At 64.6% G+C, this 19,436-nt stretch carries 26 protein-coding genes and 1 riboswitch; of the genes, 9 read left to right on the top strand and 17 right to left on the bottom strand.

What is annotated here, in order from left to right:
• The first annotated feature begins 26 nt into the window (after positions 1-26).
• The 3 genes from XI02_RS05945 to XI02_RS05940 are packed head-to-tail and all read left to right on the top strand — an operon-like array spanning position 27 to position 981.
• Complete coding sequence (locus XI02_RS05945; protein WP_016842979.1) at positions 27-398, top strand: YqjD family protein; 372 nt, start codon at positions 27-29, stop codon at positions 396-398.
• Between the two features lie 30 nt (positions 399-428).
• On the top strand, positions 429-563 hold the full coding sequence (locus XI02_RS45955) for a hypothetical protein (RefSeq protein ID WP_256438829.1): 135 nt from the start codon (positions 429-431) through the stop codon (positions 561-563).
• Positions 541-981, top strand: a complete 441-nt coding sequence (locus XI02_RS05940; RefSeq protein ID WP_069279319.1) for a hypothetical protein — start codon at positions 541-543, stop codon at positions 979-981. The genes XI02_RS45955 and XI02_RS05940 overlap by 23 nt, the downstream gene beginning before the upstream one ends.
• A gap of 222 nt (positions 982-1,203) precedes the next feature.
• Here XI02_RS05940 and XI02_RS05935 read toward each other — a convergent pair whose 3' ends face one another.
• From XI02_RS05935 to XI02_RS05910, 6 genes are all read right to left on the bottom strand, one after another.
• Positions 1,204-1,599 (bottom strand): hypothetical protein, encoded by a 396-nt coding sequence (locus tag XI02_RS05935; RefSeq protein WP_172648859.1) that lies wholly within the window; start codon positions 1,597-1,599, stop codon positions 1,204-1,206.
• 336 nt (positions 1,600-1,935) lie between these two features.
• Entirely contained in the window at positions 1,936-2,109 is a 174-nt protein-coding gene (locus XI02_RS05930) for a hypothetical protein (RefSeq protein ID WP_016842982.1), read from the bottom strand.
• A gap of 134 nt (positions 2,110-2,243) precedes the next feature.
• Entirely contained in the window at positions 2,244-2,426 is a 183-nt protein-coding gene (locus XI02_RS05925) for a hypothetical protein (RefSeq protein WP_016842983.1), read from the bottom strand.
• An 83-nt stretch (positions 2,427-2,509) separates the two neighbouring features.
• The gene (locus XI02_RS05920) at positions 2,510-3,436 is read right to left on the bottom strand and encodes a DMT family transporter (protein WP_069279321.1); all 927 of its coding nucleotides are present in this window, start codon (positions 3,434-3,436) and stop codon (positions 2,510-2,512) included.
• Positions 3,437-3,479: 43 nt separating this feature from the next.
• Positions 3,480-4,160: a transglutaminase family protein gene (locus XI02_RS05915; protein WP_018269613.1), complete on the bottom strand. Its 681-nt coding sequence runs from the start codon at positions 4,158-4,160 to the stop codon at positions 3,480-3,482.
• Between the two features lie 167 nt (positions 4,161-4,327).
• On the bottom strand, positions 4,328-4,549 hold the full coding sequence (locus tag XI02_RS05910; RefSeq protein ID WP_016844392.1) for a hypothetical protein: 222 nt from the start codon (positions 4,547-4,549) through the stop codon (positions 4,328-4,330).
• Between the two features lie 211 nt (positions 4,550-4,760).
• On the opposite strand from XI02_RS05910, the gene XI02_RS05905 reads away from it, so the two are divergent.
• Complete coding sequence (locus XI02_RS05905; protein ID WP_016844393.1) at positions 4,761-5,015, top strand: hypothetical protein; 255 nt, start codon at positions 4,761-4,763, stop codon at positions 5,013-5,015.
• Positions 5,016-5,099: 84 nt separating this feature from the next.
• On the opposite strand, the gene crcB is transcribed toward XI02_RS05905, so the two are convergent.
• The 4 genes from crcB to XI02_RS05885 all read right to left on the bottom strand — a co-directional run bounded on the left by crcB (position 5,100) and on the right by XI02_RS05885 (position 6,183).
• Positions 5,100-5,486: a fluoride efflux transporter CrcB gene (gene crcB, locus XI02_RS05900; protein ID WP_244980824.1), complete on the bottom strand. Its 387-nt coding sequence runs from the start codon at positions 5,484-5,486 to the stop codon at positions 5,100-5,102.
• A complete protein-coding gene (locus XI02_RS05895) occupies positions 5,483-5,656 on the bottom strand; it encodes a hypothetical protein (protein ID WP_172645845.1) in 174 nt (57 codons plus the stop codon). Before XI02_RS05895 ends, crcB begins: the two co-directional genes overlap by 4 nt.
• A gap of 68 nt (positions 5,657-5,724) precedes the next feature.
• A riboswitch (Fluoride riboswitch) is annotated at positions 5,725-5,785 on the bottom strand.
• 61 nt (positions 5,786-5,846) lie between these two features.
• Positions 5,847-5,969 (bottom strand): hypothetical protein, encoded by a 123-nt coding sequence (locus XI02_RS45950; protein WP_256438828.1) that lies wholly within the window; start codon positions 5,967-5,969, stop codon positions 5,847-5,849.
• Between the two features lie 37 nt (positions 5,970-6,006).
• On the bottom strand, positions 6,007-6,183 hold the full coding sequence (locus XI02_RS05885) for a hypothetical protein (RefSeq protein WP_016844397.1): 177 nt from the start codon (positions 6,181-6,183) through the stop codon (positions 6,007-6,009).
• Positions 6,184-6,362: 179 nt separating this feature from the next.
• On the opposite strand from XI02_RS05885, the gene XI02_RS05880 reads away from it, so the two are divergent.
• Positions 6,363-6,605 carry a hypothetical protein gene (locus XI02_RS05880; RefSeq protein ID WP_028342259.1) on the top strand — a complete coding sequence of 81 codons (243 nt, stop codon included), beginning with the start codon at positions 6,363-6,365 and terminating at the stop codon, positions 6,603-6,605.
• 26 nt (positions 6,606-6,631) lie between these two features.
• On the opposite strand, the gene XI02_RS05875 is transcribed toward XI02_RS05880, so the two are convergent.
• Positions 6,632-6,958, bottom strand: a complete 327-nt coding sequence (locus XI02_RS05875; protein ID WP_016844399.1) for a hypothetical protein — start codon at positions 6,956-6,958, stop codon at positions 6,632-6,634.
• 324 nt (positions 6,959-7,282) lie between these two features.
• Positions 7,283-8,005 carry a TetR/AcrR family transcriptional regulator gene (locus XI02_RS05870; protein ID WP_244980825.1) on the bottom strand — a complete coding sequence of 241 codons (723 nt, stop codon included), beginning with the start codon at positions 8,003-8,005 and terminating at the stop codon, positions 7,283-7,285.
• 112 nt (positions 8,006-8,117) lie between these two features.
• On the opposite strand from XI02_RS05870, the gene XI02_RS05865 reads away from it, so the two are divergent.
• A complete protein-coding gene (locus XI02_RS05865; protein ID WP_172648862.1) occupies positions 8,118-9,341 on the top strand; it encodes a cytochrome P450 in 1,224 nt (407 codons plus the stop codon).
• 84 nt (positions 9,342-9,425) lie between these two features.
• Here XI02_RS05865 and XI02_RS05860 read toward each other — a convergent pair whose 3' ends face one another.
• Positions 9,426-10,238 carry a response regulator gene (locus XI02_RS05860; protein ID WP_016847263.1) on the bottom strand — a complete coding sequence of 271 codons (813 nt, stop codon included), beginning with the start codon at positions 10,236-10,238 and terminating at the stop codon, positions 9,426-9,428.
• Between the two features lie 271 nt (positions 10,239-10,509).
• Here XI02_RS05860 and XI02_RS05855 point away from each other — a divergent pair, with 271 nt between their 5' ends.
• Positions 10,510-10,713 (top strand): NepR family anti-sigma factor, encoded by a 204-nt coding sequence (locus XI02_RS05855; RefSeq protein ID WP_018269610.1) that lies wholly within the window; start codon positions 10,510-10,512, stop codon positions 10,711-10,713.
• Positions 10,713-11,261 (top strand): sigma-70 family RNA polymerase sigma factor, encoded by a 549-nt coding sequence (locus tag XI02_RS05850; RefSeq protein WP_016847265.1) that lies wholly within the window; start codon positions 10,713-10,715, stop codon positions 11,259-11,261. Before XI02_RS05855 ends, XI02_RS05850 begins: the two co-directional genes overlap by 1 nt.
• 88 nt (positions 11,262-11,349) lie before the next feature.
• Here XI02_RS05850 and XI02_RS05845 read toward each other — a convergent pair whose 3' ends face one another.
• Complete coding sequence (locus tag XI02_RS05845) at positions 11,350-14,259, bottom strand: EAL domain-containing protein (RefSeq protein WP_069279327.1); 2,910 nt, start codon at positions 14,257-14,259, stop codon at positions 11,350-11,352.
• A 217-nt stretch (positions 14,260-14,476) separates the two neighbouring features.
• Between XI02_RS05845 and XI02_RS05840 the strand changes: the two genes are divergently transcribed.
• The gene (locus tag XI02_RS05840; protein WP_016847268.1) at positions 14,477-14,842 is read left to right on the top strand and encodes a methylamine utilization protein; all 366 of its coding nucleotides are present in this window, start codon (positions 14,477-14,479) and stop codon (positions 14,840-14,842) included.
• A gap of 20 nt (positions 14,843-14,862) precedes the next feature.
• Here XI02_RS05840 and XI02_RS05835 read toward each other — a convergent pair whose 3' ends face one another.
• The 3 genes from XI02_RS05835 to XI02_RS05825 form a co-directional block, all read right to left on the bottom strand.
• Entirely contained in the window at positions 14,863-15,846 is a 984-nt protein-coding gene (locus tag XI02_RS05835; RefSeq protein ID WP_172648863.1) for a hypothetical protein, read from the bottom strand.
• Positions 15,847-16,348: 502 nt separating this feature from the next.
• Positions 16,349-17,377: a cytochrome-c peroxidase gene (locus XI02_RS05830; protein WP_172648864.1), complete on the bottom strand. Its 1,029-nt coding sequence runs from the start codon at positions 17,375-17,377 to the stop codon at positions 16,349-16,351.
• A gap of 179 nt (positions 17,378-17,556) precedes the next feature.
• Complete coding sequence (locus tag XI02_RS05825) at positions 17,557-19,218, bottom strand: HWE histidine kinase domain-containing protein (protein WP_069279330.1); 1,662 nt, start codon at positions 19,216-19,218, stop codon at positions 17,557-17,559.
• Between the last annotated feature and the right edge of the window lie 218 nt (positions 19,219-19,436).

The following is a 19,436-nucleotide window of genomic DNA, read 5'->3' as shown; positions in this document are numbered from 1 at the left end:
CACGCAAGTTCTCCGGGAGCTTTTCGATGTCGAGCACGGACAGCGCATTTGGGATCAAGAACATGACGGACAAAGCGACCTACGAACGCCTTGAAAAGGATGTCACCGCCGTGAAAAACGATATCGCCGCCCTCACCGAACAGATCACCGACGCGCTGAACTCGTTTGCCAACAACGCGGGCAAGCAGGCCCGCCGCCGCTACAAGGATGCGCGCGCCAGTGCGGAAGATACGCTCGACGACATGTCGGAGCGCGGCAGCGCGATGATGGGCGCGGCGCAGGATGCCGCATCCTCGATCGAGGAATCGCTGGAAGATATGATCACGCAGCGGCCGCTGGCGACGGTCGGCCTTGCGCTCGGTCTCGGCTTCCTGATCGGCGTCACCTGGCGCCGCTAGGCAAATTGCGGTCTCCGGGGGATGAGGCCCATGGTGGCGATCATGCGAAAACCACCGTTCTGGATGCGATGGCGGCGCTGGCGCGCCGCCGCCGCGTTTGTCGATGCGCTCTTCAAGGCAAGAATCAAGGCAGGGCTGGTCGATGCTTCAGCGGCTGATCAATGACGTCAAGGATGCCACCGGCAACGCGCTGCGGCTGACGTCGCTGGCCGCGGCCGCCGCGATCGCGCTGTTCATCACCATCGCCTTTCTGTGCGCGGCCGCTTTCGTCTACGTGCTGCAGCATTACGGGCCGGTGGAAGCGTGCCTCGCCGGCGCCGCGCTGTTTCTTGTCGTCACGTTGATCGCCGCCAGCGTCTACATCGTGCGCAAGCGCGAGATGCGCCGCCGCGCCGAGAAGGCGGCAAAGGCCGCCGCGGCCAACGTGCTTACCGATCCTGTTGTGGTGGCCACCGGCCTGCAGATCGTCCGGGCCATCGGTGTGAAGCGGCTGATCCCGATCCTGGCCGTCGGCGGCCTCGCGCTCGGCCTGATGGTCGGCCGCAGCGCCGCCAGCGTCAGCGAGCCGGAGGAGGAGGAATAGCCTGCGTTGCCCGGCATGGTGCAAACCGCAACCAACGATGTCATCGCCCGGCTTGCCGCCTTCGCTAAAGCTTCGGCGCGCCAATGATCGTGGCCTCGTCGAAGCCTTGGCGTAGACGGGACCGGGCGATCCAGTATTCCAGAGACGATTGTGATTGAGCCGATGGGCCGCGGCGTACTGGATCGCCCGGTCAAGCCGCGCGATGACAGCGTGCAAGGGGCTTCAGGTCACGCAACGGCCGGGCTGCAGCAGCTTGGCCACTTCGGTCAGCACGCTGACCACGGGCTCGCAGGCTACCTTGCGGGTGTCGCCGGGCCGGGCACGAGCCGGCGCTGCTGCGGGGCGATGGCGTGCCTCTTCCCTGGCCACGGGGACGCGGACCAGCACCGACGTATCGGGAAGCCGCTCGACCTTCAGCGCAACAGTCCGGCTCGGCAGGCCGGTGACTTGAGCCGTGGCACGGTCGGTCTTGGCGGCGCGATTGACGGCGCTCTCCGGCGCCAGCGCGGTGGTGACCTGCTGGCCGCCGATGAGATCGTGGCCAGATGCCAGCTGGACGGCGCCAAGCGTCAGCCCAGCCGCCAGCGCAGCGAAAATTCCCATCTGAATCTTTGACATGGTGATGTCCCTCGCCCCATGGAAATTCGCTCGACGATCCCTTGGCGATCCCGGACACAACGCGAACGAAACCCGCGGGGTTCTCGCGTCCGGCCATCACTTAACCGTGTACGAAAATATTTTCACTTGCCCGGAACGACTCAGGGGGTCTGCGAGTCTTTGGAAGAGCCGGTTATTCCCCCTGCCCCATTGACCGGCGACGTAGGGCGCGACCGTGGTGATGCCGGTCGCGCCCTGCTCTTTTTCCGGGATGCCGCGAACATATGTCAGCCGGCCTGTCGCTCACCGGTCGCAATCGAAAACCTGAAACCAAAGGGCCGGTCCTGACCGTCCGCGTCAGGCATTGTCGTTCGATGGCATGTCCTGGGATCGAACAACCGTCACTTCACGGCATGACGGGCAACGGCCGACGTGAAACTTGATTCCGGTTGTCTGGTCGTCGACGAGCATCAATTCGCTCAAGGGCTCACCGCATTTGCAGGTGATCGTTTTCTGATCGGCAAAATACATCTGACGTCCTCCATAAACCTGGAGATTTCTCGTCTTCGGGGCGAGCTCGTTTGCGCCGTGCTCGCCCCTCGCTTCCGCTCCTTCTCGTTCGGTCAGATCCGGGCCATCCGGATGATTGGTGTGGCTCCTGGCGCTTATTTCGAAGCGGATTGCGCCTTCCGTGACTCCGCGGCTTCGCGCGCCTGCCGCTCAGCCTTGAGGCGCTGGAAGTTGTCGTAGAACGCCTTCTCGTTGGCGCGATGCTCCTTCATCGCCTGCGATGCGTCTTGCTGACGCTGCGCATCACGGTCCTTGCGCTGCTGGGGAGTAAGATTCATACGACCTCCGACTAAGTTCTTGAATCAACGCTGGATTCAACGCACGAGGCCGGAAAAGGTTGCACCTTGGGAAGGAACCGGGTCTATTTGCGCAGGCTCGCCCAGACGCCGCCGAGGATCAAAAGACCGCCGACCAGATGGATCAGCTTCGGCGGCTCGCCGAGGATGATCCAGGACAGCAGCGCGCTCGCGATCGGTGCGACGTAGAGCACCAGCGAGCTCCGCACCGAGCCGAATCTCGCGCCGAGCCAGGCGAAGCCCGCATAGGCGATCAGGCCGGGCACGAGGCCGGCGAAGACATAGGCCTCGAACGCCCGGGTGTTGAACACCTCCGCCGGCGTGGCCCACATCTCATGCAGCGCCGGCGGCAGCGAGCACAGCGCGCCGGCCGCCGAGAACAGGCTGACCCGCGCCAGCAGCGAGGCGCGCGGCGCGACGCGCGACTGCAGCAGCGTATAGCCGGACCAGCCGAGCATCGCGCACACCACCAGGAGATCGCCCCAGGCCGCGCTCGATTGCGTCAGCGTTTCCAGATGACCGCCCGAGACGATCAGGAGCGCGCCGCCGAGCGCCAGTGCCGTGCCGAGCCATTGCAGCGGACCGATATGCTCGATGCCGAGCGCCGCCGAGATCAGCAGCACCATGATCGGCGACAGCGCGAAGATCAGCGCGATGTGGATCGCCGTGGTCGTGATGCCGGCGATGTAGACCGGGCCGCCGCACAGGAACATGCCGAGGAAGCCGGCGGCGAGGATCGGCCAGAGGTTCTGCGCCAGCGGGATCTTGCCGTCGCGGATCGCTGCGATCGCAAACGGCGCGAGGCCGATGGCGATGATGCTCCAGCGGAAGAAGGCCAGCGAAAACGGCGGCACCGAGCCGGCAAGCCCGCGCGCCAGAACTTGATTGGAGGCCTGCCCGACCGCGACCAGGATGAATCCGGTGAGCGCGACCGCGTCCTCCCAGCCTTTGGCGGGGCGGCTGACCTGCGCTTTCGGCGGCTCCGCATCCATGACACCGCCCCCTCCGCCGGCGCGCGATCGGCTCACACGTCCGCTACTGCTCGGCCGCCTCGCGCTCCATGTCGCGGCCGGCGAGATCCTCGCCCTGCATGTTGGCGTATTCGCGCGCCATCTCGCGCATCAGGAATTTGGCGGGGACGTCGTGATAGCTGCCGTGGTCGTTGACATACTGCATGTAGGCGCGCCCTTCGCCGTCGAAGGGATGCAGCAGCGCGTCGGCGTGGCCGTCGAAATCGAGCGGCCTGACGCCGAGCTTGGCGCACAGCGTGTCGTTGAAGGTCGGGGTCGCCTTGCGCCAGGCGCCGTCGACGAACACTTCGGTGAAGCCGTGCCAGGTGAACAGGTCCGAGCCCATGCTCTGGCGCAGCTTCTCGGTGGTGAGATGGTTGCGCACATCGGCGAAGCCGACACGCGCCGGGATGCCGTGGACCCGGCAGGCCGCGGCATAGAGCGCCGCCTTGCCGACGCAGTAGCCGTTGCCGGCGGCGAGCACACTGGAGGCCCGGTAGCTCTCGGGCGAGCGCATGCTGACATAGGGGTTGTAGCGGATGCCGTCCCGCACTGCGGTGTAGAGCCGACGCGCCTTGTCGCGCGCGCTGGCGTCAGACGGAACGGCGGCGCGGGCGAACGCCTCGACGGCGGGATGGTCGCTGTCGACATATTCGCCAGGGTCGGTGTAGAGGCGGCTGATCGTATCGGGGAGATGCTCGGTCATGGCGTAAGCTTAGCAAGCCATCTGCGCAGTTCAATGCAGCAGGTGCGGCGCTCACGCAGCCCTGCCCCGCCGAAGCCCCGCTCCGAATAAATCGAAACGGGGCTCCGGATTTTGGTTTTGACGCGTCTTCTTCACGCGAACCGGCGCCCACTTCGCTCGAAAATGCTCTAGTTCTCGAAGTGTTCGTCCAACCGCGGTGACGGGTAGCTGCGCCGCTTCGCCTTGAAATATTGGCGTGCGAAATGGATGCCGATCCCGATCAGGAACGGCGGCGCGAGCGCGGCGGCGATCATCAGCGCGGTGATCGACTTCGGCGTCACGATGTCCAGCACCATCGACGCCAGCAGCCACAGCGTGGCAGCAATCACCGCGACGTCGACGTGCTTCATTCCCCGGTCTTTCCCTTGGTCCCTGGCTACCATCCGGGTTCCATCCTACCGGCTGGCCCCGGACGCGCCAAGGATTCCGGGCTGCAGACGGCACCTCCGGCCCTTCACTTTTTTGGAACGGCGCTTGTTTGGAACGGCGCCTGCGCGGGCCACGTTGGTCCAGATCAAACCTTGCAGATCAGACCTTGATCAACCGAGCTCGGAGGCCGCGATGGGCAACTCCAGTGACATCCACAGCGGCGTCGACCGTCCCGCCAGCCGGAACGGCGTGAACGATCCCGTCGGCGGGGTCGATGTGAAGCGAACCTTCGACGACAACCAGACGCCGCACGAACGCGCGCAATGGGCCGCCGATGTGCGTGCCGACCCCTCGCCGAAGCGCGGCGAGCCGTTCCTGCCCGAGGCGCTCCGGCGGCGCCCGACGTCGCCGATCAATCCGCGCACCGGCCGCCATCCGACCGATTAGCGTCTGGCGAGACGACCCGTCATCCCCGCGCAAAGGCTTCGCCTTTGCGCGGGGATGACGGAAAGGGGAGCGCGGCGTTGACCATTACGCAGCAAACGCCCGCACCAGCAGCAGGCCGCCGAACAGCGCGAGAATCGAGAGCGCGACGGAGGCTGCGATATAGGCGCCGGCCGACCATAGCTCGCCGCGCTGCATCAGCACGATCGCATCGAGCGAGAAGGTCGAGAACGTGGTGAAGCCGCCGCAAATGCCGACGGTGAGGAACACCCGCGTCACCTGGCTGGCATTCCAGCTCAGCGCGAACGCCTCCGCAAAGACGCCGATCAGGAACGAACCCACGATATTGATCACCAGCGTGCCCCAGGGAAATTCCGTGCCGACCAGGCGCCCCGCGCCGATCGCCATCAGATAGCGCGCGACCGATCCCAGCGAACCGCCGATCGCGACCGCCGCCAACAACTGAACGTTCAATGCTCCACCTTTCCGGCTCGCCATTCGACGAAGCCCGCCAGCAACCCAAGCACGAAGGTCGCGGCGACCAGCTCGCCCGGCGCGTCGACCAGCAGGGCGACGACACCGACGAGCCAGATCGACCCGACCAGCGACAATGCGATTGAGAGTGAACCTGGAAGACCCGTCATGCGCTGTCCCTTCTCATTCGCGGGACACGGCGGGTCGGCGGTGGCGCATGCTCCTACCGACGCTGTCGCGCCCGGTAGGAGTCATCAGCCTCGCGGCGGTTATCGGGGGACTCCATCCCCATCGACGTGGTGATGGTAGGCGAGCGGAGCGGCAGGAGCAAGTGGCGGCTCCACCGTGTCGCTTCTCGGCTTAGCCGGTCGTCGACAGCATCGCGTTCAGTTCGACGGCTGTCTGGAGCTGCTCGATGCGCGCGACAATCTGCTCGCGCTCAGCTCCGCGCGGCAACTGAGCGAGCCGGCTTTCAAGTCGCACGCGATGTTCCTCGAGGCGCTGCTCGAATGTGTGGGGTTCAGATCGCTTCCGCTTTTGAATCGTCCTCTGCATTATCGACCTTTGGCGGTTGAAGACCGGGGCTGTTGGCCCAGCGGTCCAGTTGCTCGATGACTTGCGCGTGGCTCGGGCGCCGCGGCTTCGGGGCCTCCGGCTCCTCGGACAGCTTGCGGGGAAGCTTGACTTGGTTGGCCATGGCATCTCTCCACCGACATAACGAGATGGGCCGCCGGATCGTTCCTTTGTTTTTTACCTAAGCTATTGATTTAACTTCATAATTATACTCAATCGGCGTCTTTGTCTCAATCGGTGGAACCCAACGCGAGTTTGACGGTTTAGCAAATTACTCAACAAGCTAAGTCTGGGTGTTTTGCGATGAATGAGCTTCGCGCTGAACGGCTTCAGGTCATGCTGTCGCCAGAGGAGTTGGCAGCCCTCGACGATTTCCGGTTCAAGCACCGCATGCCGACCCGCGCTGCGGCGGTCCGCGAGCTGCTCAAGCTCGGTCTGGCCGGCGTTGGCACCGATGGGGCGGCAGGGGTGAAATCGAGCGATTACGGGGTGTTTGACCGGGGGCCCGATGGGCACACCCAGAGCGATGCGCCGCAAGAGGATTGACGGCGCGTTGGCGCAGACGTGGCGGTTCAGCCCGCGGCGAACAGGTCCACAATCGCCTTCAGGATGCACACCACGAGGGCCGACGTGAACATCGCCGTGCCGAGATCTGCGAGATAAAGCAGTTGTGCCCTCTGCTCCGCATCAAGCCGCGCGATCGCTTTGCGCATGGCCAAGCTCCCTTTTCGGGAGAACGCGATGCGCCGATGTCCGTTCCCTGCTTTGCGTCGGGCCCGCTGCAGCGCCAGCGTCACGCCGCCGAGCGTCAGCGCCATGGCGCCGATCTCGCGTAGCCCCAGCGGCTCACCAAGAATGATCGCGGCCGACACCACGCCGATGACCGGCACCAGCAGCATGCCCGTTGACGCCGATGTCGGCGGGCCAGCGCCAGCGTGGCCAGGATCACCGCCGCGCAGGTGCCGGCAAGTCCGCGGGCGAACAGGGGCGGCCATTGCTGCAGCAACAGCTTCATCAGCGGCCAGTTCAGGGTCCAGCCGAGGGCCGTCACCACCAGGCAGAGAAAGCCCACCGTTCTATCGCGCTGCGTCGTATCCATGGGCGGCGCTTAGCAGGCGAAGGCGCGGGATTCCACATCGCTTCGCGGATGAAGGGCGCATCGCGTATGCAGGGACGCGTGGCACGCGCGAGTAACCGGGCGTCGACCTTCGGACACCCTTCCGTCAGGCGAAGGTGCCGATCGTGACCCGCGGCCAGCCGTCGCTTTTCCGCGCGGCGGCAAGCCTCGCCGTCCAGGCATCGATCAGGCTTGCGATGAGCAGGCGGCCGGTGCCGCGCATGTCGGGCAGTTTCATGGTCGGGGTGCCGAGCGTCAGCGCGACCACTCCGTGGGTTGCCGCCAGCAGCGCGGTCGCGAGCCGCTGCGGCAGGCCGGGCGCCGGCTCGGCGCCATGTGCCGCCAGAAACTCCCGCACCGAGACCACGAACAAGTCGTAGCTGCGGCGCGCGATCTCGGTCTCGCCGAAATAGACGCCATCGGGAAAACGGCGGTCCTCGATCGTACCGGACATCGAGAACAGCGAGCGGAAGTGATCGGGATTGTCGGCCCAGTAATCGAGATAGGTTTCCATCACGCGCCGCAGCCGCAGATCGCTGTCGGCCGTCTCCGCGCGGACCCGCTCGAGGCGTTCGGCGACCGCCTCGAGATTCTGCTGCTTCACCGCGAGCAGCAGCAGCAGCTTGGTCGGGTAATATTTGAGGACGGTGCCCTTCGAGTAGCCGATCGCGTCGGCGATCTTCTGGATCGATACGGTCTCCAGCGTGCCGGCGGCGAACTCCTTGCGCGCGGTCTCGAGGATCAGCGCCTTCAGCGCCTCCTTGTCGGCCTCCTGGCGCGCCCTGCGCTGAAAGCGCCGTGCGCCTTTGGCTCGCTCCACGATCGACATCCCCATCCGCCTCGCGCCTCCATGCCGCGCCCCCGCCCCAATGGCAACCCCGCCCTTGCAATATGCAAGTTAATTGACTATGGTCAATTATCTAAGGAGACGGGAGGATCCGATGAGCATCCATGTGAGTCCCCTTGCGAGCTCCCTTGCAGGCGAAATTGTCCGCAGCGATTTCGATCCGTTCAGCCCGGCGACGCGGGCCGATCCCTACGGCACCTATGCGGAGCTGCGTGCCGCGGCGCCGGTCATCCGCCTGACCAGATATGACATCTGGGCGGTGCCGCGCTTTGCCGAGGTCAAGACGATCTTCGGAGACCATGTCAATTTCAGCAACGCCGGCGGCGCGGGGCTCGCGAACCACTTCAAGGAAAAGCCGTGGCGGCCGCCGAGCATCGTGCTGGAAGCCGATCCGCCGCTGCACACCCGAACCCGTGCGGTGCTGGCGCGGATCCTCTCGCCCGGCGCGATGCGGCGGCTTGCCGATGACTTCAAGGCGATGGCGACGCGGCTGGTCGACGGGCTGGTCGAGCGCGGATCGTTTGACGCCATCAAGGACATCGCCGAGGTGTTTCCGGTCAGCGTGTTTCCCGACGCGCTCGGCATCGACCAGGAGGGCCGCGAGAACTTCCTGACCTATGGCGCGATGGTGTTTGCCGGCTTCGGGCCTGAGAACGATTATTTTCGCGATTTGATGAAAGAGGCGCCGCGCGTGCTGCCCTGGGTCGCGGCGCGCTGCCAGCGCGAGGCGCTGCGCCCGGGCAGTTTTGGCGCGCAGGTCTATGAGGCGGCCGACGCCGGGGAGATCAGCGCGGAGGAAGCGCCATTGCTGGTGCGTTCGCTGCTCTCGGCCGGGCTCGACACCACGATCAGCGCGATCGGCATGGCGCTGTACACGCTTGCGCGCCATCCCGAGCAATGGTCGCTGCTTGCAGCCGATCCGTCGTTGTCGCGCGCGGCATTCGACGAGACCCTGCGCTTCGATTCACCGGCGCCGTTCGTGTTCCGCACCACGCCGCATGACACCGAGATCGCAGGCGTCAGGATCGGCAAGCATGAGAAGGTGCTGCTGCTGCTCGCCTCCGCCAACCGCGACGAGACGCGCTGGGAGCATGCCGACCAATTCGACGTCAGACGGCGGCTCTCCGGACACATGGGCTTCGGCGTCGGCATCCACGGCTGTGTCGGGCAGATGGTGGCGCGGCTGGAAGCCGAGGCCGTGATCACCGCGCTTGCCAGCCGCGTCAAGCAGCTCGAAATTGCAGGCCCCACCGCCTTCCGCGACAGCTCGGGCCTGCGGGCGCTCAGCACAATGCCGGTCCGCGTGACGCCGAAGTAACGTCGCTAGCGAAGGCCTGCTCAAAAAAAGGCCGGCGTACCTTCGGCACGCCGGTCTGGATTTTGCCGCTTGCGTAAATTCAGCTCATGCCGATGCCGCGCGCGGCGTGCGGTTGCGCGAGTTGCGCTGGAAGAACAGCGCCTGGCTCGCCACCGCCGACACCATCGCCGGCTGGAACGGCTTTGAGATCAGGAACGCCGGCTCCGGCCGCTCGCCGGTCAGGAAGCGCTCGGGATAGGCGGTGATGAACACCACCGGCACCTCGAAGGTCCGCAGCAACTCGTTGACGGCATCGAGGCCCGACGAGCCGTCGGCGAGCTGGATGTCGGCGAGGATCAGGCCGGGCTTCTTGTTCTTGGCGAGCGCCACCGCGTCGGAATGCGTGCGCGCAACGCCGATGACGTTGTGGCCGAGATTCTTCACCAGGCTCTCGAGGTCCATGGCGATGAAGGTCTCGTCCTCGATGATCAGGACGTCGGTGGCGATCTCGGCCGCCATCTCGCGGCCGGCGGCATCGGTCAGCTTGCGCGTCTCGGCGATATCGGTGCCGAGAATGTAGCCGACCTCCTCCTCCGAAAAGCCCTCCAGCGACAGCAGCAGGAAGGCCTGGCGCGGCAGCGGCGTGATGTTGGACAGCCGCCGCTCCGGCGGCAGCGACAGCGTCGCCACGTCGGCATTGTCGTTGTTGTTCACCGACACCGAATTCCAGATCTGGGTGAACAGCCGAAACAGGCCGGCGCGCGGCCCGTGGGTCTGGTCCAGCAACGATCCATCCTGCAACAGGGCCTCGAGCATGGCCCCGACATAGGCGTCCCCCGACGCCTGATTTCCGGTCAGTGCGCGAGCGTAACGGCGCAACAGCGGAAGGTGTTCGGCAACGATCTGCGATCGGGACATTCCCACTCCATCCTTGTTCGTGAGGCCTGGCGGCCTGAAACCCGTTCTCTGGGGGGCGACAGAATCCAATTCTGGAACGACCCCGGTTCCCCTGCATGCCCGACTACGCGCGAAAGCCGAAAAAGTTCCGTGAAATAGTTCCAGCATTCCGGAACTTTCTGCGCAACTTTGCATTAGCTCCAGATCGACGAGGCAACGCGGCCAGCCTCTTTTTTCGAGGAAACAACTTGGAAATCAGAGACTTAACTCCCGGGGAAGCGTGGATCACATCATGAAGGAAGTAAAGAAGCAGGGCGGTCTCAACGCCGAGATTCAATCGAGAATCGGCCACCAGCTTCGCGCCATGTACGATGACGTGGTGCGACAGGGCGTACCCGACCGCTTTGCGGAGCTGATCCGCAAACTCGACGGGCCGGAGGCAGCGGCGGCGGCCGTCGCCGGGGGCGATACCGACAAGAACAATGGAGGGGACTAATGCCTCTCACGAATGAACTTCGCGACGATATCCTTGCGTCGGTCCCGAGCCTGCGCGCGTTCGCGATCTCGCTGTCCGGTAATGGTGACCGCGCCGACGATCTGGTGCAGGAGACCCTGCTGCGCGCGATCGCCAATATCGACTCGTTTCAGCCCGGCTCGAACCTCCCCGCGTGGCTGTTCACCATCCTGCGCAACCTGTTTCGCTCCGACTACCGGAAGCGGCGGCGCGAGGTGGAGGATGCCGAGGGCAATTATGCCAAGACGCTGAAGAGCCAGCCTTCGCAGGCGGCGCATCTGGAGTTCGAGGAATTCCGCGCCGCGCTCGAAAAGCTGCCGCAGGACCAGCGCGAGGCGCTGATTTTGGTCGGCGCGTCCGGCTTCTCCTACGAGGATGCCGCGGCGATCTGCGGCTGCGCGGTCGGCACCATCAAGAGCCGCGTCAACCGCGCGCGATCGAAGCTCTCCGCGCTGCTCTATGTCGACAGCGCCGAGGATTTCGGTCCCGACAACACCGTGCGCGCCGTGATCGGCGGCAATGGCGGCTGAGCGCGACCACGACGATAAACAGGAAAGGCGGCCCGCGGGCCGCCTTTTTTATGTTGGCCTGCAAGGGCCGGTGACGCTCAGCGCGCCGTCAGCTGGCCAGCGCCGTCTTGACGGAGGCCGGCTTGAAGCCGTTTCTCAATTCGAGGATCTTGGCTGCGATTTCGGTCACCGGGACCGGATGACTGAGCAGGAAGCCCTGCGCCTCGTTGCAGCCTTCGGCCCGCATATGATCCAGCTGCTCGACGGTCTCGATGCCCTCCGCGATCGTGGTCATGCCGAGGCTTCTGCCGAGGCTGATGACGGCGCGAACGATCGACTTCGATCCATGCGTCGCGGTCGCGTCGCGCACGAAGGATTTGTCGATCTTGAGCTTGTCGAACGGAAAGCTGCGCAGATAGCTCAGCGACGAATAGCCGGTGCCGAAATCGTCCAGCGCGATGCGCAGCCCCTGCGCCTTCAGCTTGTGCAGCGTTGCAAGCGTCTCGTTGCTGTTCGCGAGGAACACGGACTCGGTGATTTCGAGCTCCAGCCGGCGCGGCGACAATTTTGACGCCGCGAGCGCGTTGACAACGACGTCGATGAAGTCAGCATCGCGAAACTGGACCGCGGAGACGTTGACCGCGAGTTTCATCTCGCCAGGCCAGGTCGTCGCCTGTTCGCAGGCGCGATTGAGCACCCATTCTCCCAGCGGGCCGATCAGGCCGATCTCTTCCGCGATCGGGATGAACTGGTCCGGCGACACCATCCCGCGCTTGGGGTGATGCCATCGCAGCAGCGCCTCGAAGCCGCAGATGCGGTCGAGATGGAGATCGTAGAGCGGCTGGTAGTACAATGAGAATTCGTCCTTGGCCATCGCCTCGCGAAGGTCGAGCTCGAGCGCCCGGCGTCGCTGCAGGCTGGCGTCCATCGCAGGCTCGAAGAAACGCCAGGTGCCGCGGCCTTCCATCTTGGCGCGGTACAAAGCGACGTCGGCGTTCTTCAGCAGCTTCTCGCCGGTGGTGCCGTCGCCCGGCGACATCGAGATGCCGACGCTGCATCCGACGACGACGCGATGCCCGTTCAGCTCGTAGGGCGCACCCACGCATTCCACGACGCGGCGCGCGAGGCGTTCGGCCTCGTCTCCGCCCTGGACGCCACACTGGATGACCGCGAACTCGTCGCCGCCCAAACGCGCGACGGTGTCGACCTCACGGACGCAGGCGTTGAGCCGGTCCGCGACCGCACACAGCAGTTCGTCACCGACCGGATGCCCGAGCGTGTCGTTGACCTGCTTGAAATTATCGAGATCGAGGCAGAACACCGCGAAGCCGAGTCCGCGGCCGACCTGCGCAACCGCCAGCTCGATCCGTTCGGCCAGCAACGTCCGGTTCGGCAGCTTGGTCAGCGCATCGTGCCGGGCCATGAACGCGATCTGCGATTCCGCCCGTTGCTGTTCGGTGACGTCCTCGCAGGTGACGAGCCAGCCACCATCGGACGTCGGCCGTTGCGCGATCGCAATAATCCGTCCATCGCTGAGATGCTGCAAATAGTTGCCGTCGTGCTGGGCCATCGAACGCTCGCGCTCCGCCAGCAGGTCGGCGACGGTCCGCTCGCCATGATTGCCGGCGGCGATGCTGAGGTCGAGCACCTCCTCCATGGTCATTCCGGGAATGACAAGCTCCGGCGATATATCGAAGATCTCGCAGAACCGGCGGTTGGCGACCTGCAGCCGCGCCTCGCTGTTGTAGAGGCACAGCCCTTGCGACATGTGCGTGAGCGCCGCGTCGAGCCGCAGATTGGTTTCATGCAGCTCGGCCTTCTGCTGCTTCAGCGCGGAGATGTCGCTGTAGACGAGGACGACGCCGCCCTCCTGCGTCTCGCTGCGGCTGACACGCAGCCAGCGTCCATCCGAAAGCTGCGCCTCGCTCGCAAAGCCGTCGATGTCACCATCGGCCGGCGCCAGCCTGGCGGCATCGAGCGGATTCGACTGCAGAAGCTGCGGCGAGAGACGGATGAGTTCACTCGCGCGCGAGTTGGCCAGCGCGACCTGGCCATCCGCGTCGAGCAGCACGACGCCCTCACGCGACGTTTCAAGCGCATCGGAAAGCCGTGCTTGCGCCGAGCGGCGTTGCGATACCTCTTGATTGACCATCCGCCGGATGTTGTCGCGCATCGTTTCCATGGCGGTCAGAAGCGTGCCAAGCTCGTCGGTACCGCCCTTCGGGATGGTCGCGTCGAGGTCGCCGCCGGCGATGCTTCGCGCGGCCCGCGATGCGATCGCGACCGGTCCGATGATGCGGCGCGCCAGCAGCCAGGAAAACAGGGCCGACAGAAACAGCGCGACGGTCAGCCCGGCCACGTTGAGCTGCAGGTCCCGCTTGATCGTCGAGAGCGCCTTTTGCCGGAACAGAAAGCCGTCGCCGGCCGTATAGTTGACCAGCAGCTCGACCTGCTGGCTGACGATCTTGGAGTAGCGATCGACATCGCCGACCGTCGCACCCGGTTCGCGCGGATCGGCCGCCGCGCTTCCCTCTGTGGACGATCCGATCGCGCGTCGGTGCAGCGCCATCCAGGCGTCGGCGGCTTCCTGAACCTTTGCGGCGGCTTGCGCGGCGCGCGAGGATTGCGACCGATCGGCGGCAATCGCCAGGTCTTCCGAGAGCGTCTTCGCGAGCTTTTCAATCTGGCCATCGAGATTGGCGCGGATCTCCGGATCCGTGGTCAGCAGGCGCTGCGACGAGGCGACCCGCATCGTGGCGAAATCCGCACCGGCCGCGCGTGCATAGTTGATCGACATCAGGGATTCGTCGAACGTCTTGGCCACCAGATCGCCGGCATGGCGGATGCCGAGGATGGAGTATCCGCCGAGGGCGACCGCAACGGCGCTCATCGCAAGGCAAAAAATCAGAATCTGGCTGCGGATCGAACCCTTGGTCAGGGCAAGACGCGAAAGGCAGCCGGCCGCGAACCGAAAGGCCGCACCGCTCTTTACCTTGAGGTTGCCAAATAGGCTGTCCATGCCCGCGTTTCGCCGTAGTGCTCGATACTCAAGCTACGCAGAAACGCGCAGCACTGCGGAAAATAACTGTCTGCTCAAAATTGCCTTAGTAGTGACTGGAACTCATGCTGAAATCGTTAAGATCAGCTGGCGATAATCACCCTTACAGGTAATCCCGGAGCCACACTTGCAGCCCGGGATAGCCGATATTTGGTGTTCGAGCTTCAGCGGGGGTCTCATGCAGTCAGGCTTGTTGCGCGCCTTGCGCCAAAGCCAGTTCGGCCGCGTGCCATTTGCGGCGGCGATCGTTACTGGAGCGCTTGCGGGAGCCGCTTTGGGCGCAGCCCCTTATGTCATTTCGCAGAAGGATCGTGAATTCAAACCCGCGCAGATCTCGATCAAGCGGGGCGAGGTTTTACGATTCGTTAACGATGACGGTGAACTGCTGCATCACGCTTATTTGAGCACCGAGACGTTCAGTTTCGACTCGGGCGACCAGCAGCCGGGCAGCAAGTTCGACGTCACCTTCTCAGTGCCCGGCGACTACACGGTGCTGTGCGGCATTCATCCGAAGATGAAGCTCGCCGTCCACGTCGCCAAATAGCCGCCCCAGGCGGCGGCGATCTACAGGACCGAGGTCTTGAAGAGCGCGGCGTGGCCGAAATAGTAGACGAACAAGGTCACCGACAGCGCGGCCCCGAGCGCGACCGGGGCAAGCCACGGCGCACGACGGTCGCGCGGCAACACCTTGTTGTCGGCGACAATCGCAAGCAGGACGGCGATGATCGCCGAATGGCCGATCGTGTCGATCTTGCCGAATTCGAAGCACGCGCTGATGAACATCCCCGTCAGCACGGTAGCGGCGCAGCGCCGGATCAGCGGCGTCCAGATCAAGGCGAAGGCGAGCGTGAATTCCACCATGCCGGCGGCGCGCATGTAGAACTCGTTGTCGAAGCCCAGCGTCATCGCGGAATGCTCGATCAGCAGCGGGAAGCTCCACTCCGGATAGGCCCATTTTTCGACCGAGGCCCACATCAACGTCACCGCGGCGGCGTAGCGCATCACGTCGATCGGCCGGATTCCGAACAGATCCTTGTTCAGCCCGACGAGCGCAAGATAGGCGGCAACACCGAGAAAGATCGGGTAATCGGCGAGGTGAAAGACACCATAGTCGCGCACGCCGATCCCGAACAGGACCACCATCCCCGCCGCCGACAGCGGCAGCGTGCGTCGTGACAGCATCCCGGCAGCGATCGCAAGCTGCAGCGCGCCGACGTACGGCGACGTCGTCTTCAACTCGGGCGTCAGCAGGATGCCGCCCACGGCCCAGATCGAGATGAAGAAGAACGCGCAGACGGCGCGCATCATCAATTCGGTGCGCAGCCGCAGTCCCTCGGTGATGCGGTCCATCACCCGGATCGTGGCATCACCCAGCGAGGTGGGCTCGATCAGGCAACCCGCAAACAGCCAGAAGACCGCGACACCGAGCAGCAGCTCGAAGTCCAGGCAAAGGACATTCTCGAGTCCGCGGGGCTGACCGGCGACATCGTAAGCACAAAACCATTTGACATGTGCCTCGGCACTGCGCGCGGCGACGAAACAAAACAAAACCGCTGCAAGGCACGTGGCGAAAAAGGAGCGCACCGCCGAGACGGTATCTCGCGCCCATCCACTAAACATTGAACCAACCGCCCACACACTTAAGGACTTGTTTAACTTATATCAAATTTTACGCTTTGCGCCTGCCGGGACACCCCATGGTTGCATTGTGGTTAATCAGGGCTGGCGAGCCCCCGGCCTGTCCCTTAGTGCAGTATTTACAGCCGGTTCCCTCAAATTTTAGCTAATTCCGGCACGGGAGCTCAATTCAACTGTCGTAGTGAAATCCGGGCAAATCGGATCGGGAGGCCGGTAAAGTGTTCGGAGCGTTGAGCGTCGTAAGTATCGGGGTGGGGTCGGCCCTCGCCTACATGACAAGATCGTCCGCTGCGCGCACAGCGACACTCGAGACCTGCGCGGGCGCATTCGTGATCGTCGGGCTCGGCCTCCTGGGCGCGGCGCTGCCGCACCTGTCCTGAACGAACCTCGTCTGAACCGCGTTGGGCCGAGGTCAGCGCGGCAGTTTGGGGACTCCTGCCACCGGCGGGGCCGTTGCGGTCAGGGTTTGCAGGAAGGCGATGAGATCGTTCTTCTCGCCTGCCGTCAGGGACAGCGGCTTGATGTCGGGCGATCGGCTCGGCCGATCGATCCCGCCCTTGTTGTAGAGCTCGATGACATCTTCCAGCGTCGCCACCGATCCGTCGTGCATATAGGGCGCGCGGCGTGCGACGTCGCGCAATGTCGGCGTCTTGAACGCATATTTCAGCTTCGCCGAGGTCGGAAAGAAACGGCCGCGCCCGATGTCATGGCCCTTGGCGGTACCGATATCCTGGAAGGATCCGTCGGAAAACGACGGGCCGCTGTGGCAAGCCGAGCAACGCGCCTTGCCGTTGAAAAGCTCAAAGCCGTGCTGGGCTGGCTTGCTGATGGCGGTATCGTCGCCCTTGATCCAACGGTCGAACGGAGCCTCGCCTGCAATGATGGAGCGCTCGAAGGTCGCCAATGACGCCTCGATCCTCGGCCGCGTGATCGCGCCGTCTCCGAACGCGTGGGCGAAGGCATCGACATAGCCGGGGATCGCCGACAGTCGCGCGATCAATTCCGGCTCGGTCATGTTCAGGTTCGCCGGACTGAGGATCGGCCCGAACGCAACGGATTCCAGATCCTTGAACTTGCCGTCCCATCCCAACGGCTCGAAGAAGGCCACATCGATCAATGTCGGCGAGCGGATCGGCAGGCCCTTGGGATCCTCACCGATGGCGCGCGGAAGGCCGTCGGCCCATGAAAGGGATGGCCTGTGGCAGCTCGCGCAGGAGTGCGTCTTTGACCTCGACAGCAGCGGATCGAAGAACAGCAGCTGCCCAAGGGTGGATTTCGCCTCCGAATAGGGATTGCTGCTCGGGAACGGAACGACGTCCGGCCGCCGATAGCTGGCACGGATTGTCGCAGGGTCGCCCGGCGCCGTCGCCGGGGTCAAGGCAAGCGACAGCCCTACCGGCAAAACTGCCGCGAGCAAGGTCAGGCTGACCCAAAGCCTCATCGGGGTCCTCAGACGGTATCCTGCTCGGTATATGCCCAAGCAAGTTCAACGAAGTTTTAACAAACGGTTGCGGTCTGTTACGGATGCCGGGCATTGGTCACGATGACGCGGGGGTCTGCGCGCGCGCCTGATTTCGATCAATCCGCGCGGCGTCATGATCACACAACCTGAGGCAGCCGCTACTTCTTCACCGGGCGCAGCGGCGCGGAGAACTGTTCGGTGCGGTCGCGCTCGGTCATGTCGACGACGGTGTCCATCGGCGCGGTCAGCTCATAGACATAGGAGACGTCGGTGAAGTAGCGCTTCGCGGTACCGCCGAGCGCCTCGGGCGCGACACGGTCGAGCAGGATCAGGCCGAAGTCACTGTCGACCCGCCGCGTCGCCTGGCTGGTGTTGAACTCCTCCCAGCGGAAATGGAAGACCACGTCCGCATCCTCGCCGACGACCTCCCAATTGGCGACGATGTGCGGGTGCTTGCCGACCAGGGACAGCCCTTCGTCGGAATGCGAGGCGAGCTCGAAGAACAGCAGCGACAGCGATTGCGCGGCGCGGGCGCTGACCGTGATGTCGGGACCGTTCACCGCGATCCGGTCGGCATGCGGGATCGAGCGCGATTCGAACAGGCCCTTCAGCTTGACGCCCTGCCACTGGCTCTCGCTGAGCAGCGTGACGACGTTCGACATCGCGTGGATGCGCCCGATCAGGAGCTCGCGCGCGACGTCGATATCGGCGCCGTGCCGCAGCGTGCGGGTCACGATCGACTGGATCACCGCGAGGATGTTCTTGACGCGATGGTTGAGCTCGTCGATCACGGCGGTCAACCGGCGCTCGAAGCCGATGCGGACCTCGATCTCGCGGCTGAGGCGCAAATTGTTGTAGGCGACATAGCCGAACAGGCCGCAGACGATGCCGGTCAGCGCGAGGCCGATCGCCGCGACGATGGTCGCGGTCTGCTGCGCACGCACCGTGGCGTTGCTCTTGGCGTAATAGTCGAGCGACCAGTCACGGCCGCCGAACGTCACCGTGCGCACCATCGACGGCACCGGGCCGTCCTGGCGCACCGCGCGCGAGGTGACGATGCCCTGCTCGTTGGCGGTGAACTCGTCATTCGAGTCGCGCGGGTCCTTCAGCGCCACCGCGAACAGCGAGCTGTCGTCGTTGGTCAGCATCAGCGACGACAACTCATAGGAGAAGGTGATGAAGCCGGCCGGCTCGGATGCGCCCTCCTGGAACACCGGCGCGGCGAGCACGACCCCGACCGGGCCGTTCTGCCGCAACAACGGCACCGGGTCGGAGGCCACCGGCTTGGCGTTGGCCATCGCCCGCGCCAGCATCGGGCCCACCACCGAGTGGCGGTCGAAGGCGCGGCCCGGAATGCTCAGGGTCTCCGGATTGCGCGGCTCGACGTCCATCAGCACGTTGATCGGCTTGTCGAGCGCCTTGAGGTCGAGCGCCTGGTCGTCGAAATCCCGGATGGTCGGATTGGTGAAGCCGTTGGCTTTCAGCTCGGCCTCCGCCGCGGCGAGCTCGTCCGGCTTGAGCCGCGCGATCCAGGCGGCGACGACGAAATCGGTCTTGAAGGCGTAGATCGCCGAGCGCAGCGGCTGCAGCATGTTGGCCTTCACCATCGACGGCGCCCGGAACAGCCCCGAGGCCACCCGCGCCAGCAGCTCGCGCTCGGTCAGGCGGTCCTGCACCAGGCTGGCATGGACGTCGATCGCCCGCGCCAGCGCGATGCCGTCGATCGCGAGCTCCTGATCGTGCACCCGATAGGCGGCAAGACCGGAGAGCAGAACTCCGATCAGTGCAATCAAGGCAACGATGAAGCCCAGTCGAACCACACGCTTACTCGGCAATCAGGGGGTGGCGAAAGGGGACGGAAGGCATCTGGCTTCTGCGAGGGCGGCGACAAATCAGGACGCGATGAAAGCCCGCCGCAAAGTAATATGGAATAGTGATCATCGGTCCGCAACAGGAGCCGGTCGGCAACATTAACGACGACGCCACCCGGCGGTCTTTGGCGGCGCCAACGGTTGCTAATCGTCAAAGTTGGAAATTG

Origin of the sequence: Bradyrhizobium sp. CCBAU 21365, from assembly GCF_015291305.1 — a bacterium.
Taxonomy (GTDB): domain Bacteria; phylum Pseudomonadota; class Alphaproteobacteria; order Rhizobiales; family Xanthobacteraceae; genus Bradyrhizobium; species Bradyrhizobium elkanii.
This window is presented reverse-complemented; position numbering and strand designations above follow the sequence as displayed.

Coding starts and splice junctions, on each gene's coding strand:
- XI02_RS05905 (WP_016844393.1), top strand. CDS start 4,761: ATGGGCAACTCCAGTGACATCCACAGCGGCGTCGACCGTCCCGCCAGC.
- XI02_RS05920 (WP_069279321.1), bottom strand. CDS start 3,436: ATGGATGCGGAGCCGCCGAAAGCGCAGGTCAGCCGCCCCGCCAAAGGC.
- XI02_RS05840 (WP_016847268.1), top strand. CDS start 14,477: ATGCAGTCAGGCTTGTTGCGCGCCTTGCGCCAAAGCCAGTTCGGCCGC.
- XI02_RS05945 (WP_016842979.1), top strand. CDS start 27: ATGTCGAGCACGGACAGCGCATTTGGGATCAAGAACATGACGGACAAA.
- XI02_RS05915 (WP_018269613.1), bottom strand. CDS start 4,160: ATGACCGAGCATCTCCCCGATACGATCAGCCGCCTCTACACCGACCCT.
- XI02_RS45955 (WP_256438829.1), top strand. CDS start 429: ATGGTGGCGATCATGCGAAAACCACCGTTCTGGATGCGATGGCGGCGC.
- XI02_RS05895 (WP_172645845.1), bottom strand. CDS start 5,656: ATGACGGGTCTTCCAGGTTCACTCTCAATCGCATTGTCGCTGGTCGGG.
- XI02_RS05875 (WP_016844399.1), bottom strand. CDS start 6,958: ATGCTGCTGGTGCCGGTCATCGGCGTGGTGTCGGCCGCGATCATTCTT.
- XI02_RS05910 (WP_016844392.1), bottom strand. CDS start 4,549: ATGAAGCACGTCGACGTCGCGGTGATTGCTGCCACGCTGTGGCTGCTG.
- XI02_RS05930 (WP_016842982.1), bottom strand. CDS start 2,109: ATGTATTTTGCCGATCAGAAAACGATCACCTGCAAATGCGGTGAGCCC.
- XI02_RS05855 (WP_018269610.1), top strand. CDS start 10,510: ATGAAGGAAGTAAAGAAGCAGGGCGGTCTCAACGCCGAGATTCAATCG.
- XI02_RS05885 (WP_016844397.1), bottom strand. CDS start 6,183: ATGGCCAACCAAGTCAAGCTTCCCCGCAAGCTGTCCGAGGAGCCGGAG.
- XI02_RS05925 (WP_016842983.1), bottom strand. CDS start 2,426: ATGAATCTTACTCCCCAGCAGCGCAAGGACCGTGATGCGCAGCGTCAG.
- XI02_RS05860 (WP_016847263.1), bottom strand. CDS start 10,238: ATGTCCCGATCGCAGATCGTTGCCGAACACCTTCCGCTGTTGCGCCGT.
- XI02_RS05870 (WP_244980825.1), bottom strand. CDS start 8,005: ATGTCGATCGTGGAGCGAGCCAAAGGCGCACGGCGCTTTCAGCGCAGG.
- XI02_RS05845 (WP_069279327.1), bottom strand. CDS start 14,259: ATGGACAGCCTATTTGGCAACCTCAAGGTAAAGAGCGGTGCGGCCTTT.
- XI02_RS05880 (WP_028342259.1), top strand. CDS start 6,363: ATGAATGAGCTTCGCGCTGAACGGCTTCAGGTCATGCTGTCGCCAGAG.
- XI02_RS05865 (WP_172648862.1), top strand. CDS start 8,118: ATGAGCATCCATGTGAGTCCCCTTGCGAGCTCCCTTGCAGGCGAAATT.
- XI02_RS05935 (WP_172648859.1), bottom strand. CDS start 1,599: ATGTCAAAGATTCAGATGGGAATTTTCGCTGCGCTGGCGGCTGGGCTG.
- XI02_RS05850 (WP_016847265.1), top strand. CDS start 10,713: ATGCCTCTCACGAATGAACTTCGCGACGATATCCTTGCGTCGGTCCCG.
- XI02_RS05940 (WP_069279319.1), top strand. CDS start 541: ATGCTTCAGCGGCTGATCAATGACGTCAAGGATGCCACCGGCAACGCG.
- XI02_RS05830 (WP_172648864.1), bottom strand. CDS start 17,377: ATGAGGCTTTGGGTCAGCCTGACCTTGCTCGCGGCAGTTTTGCCGGTA.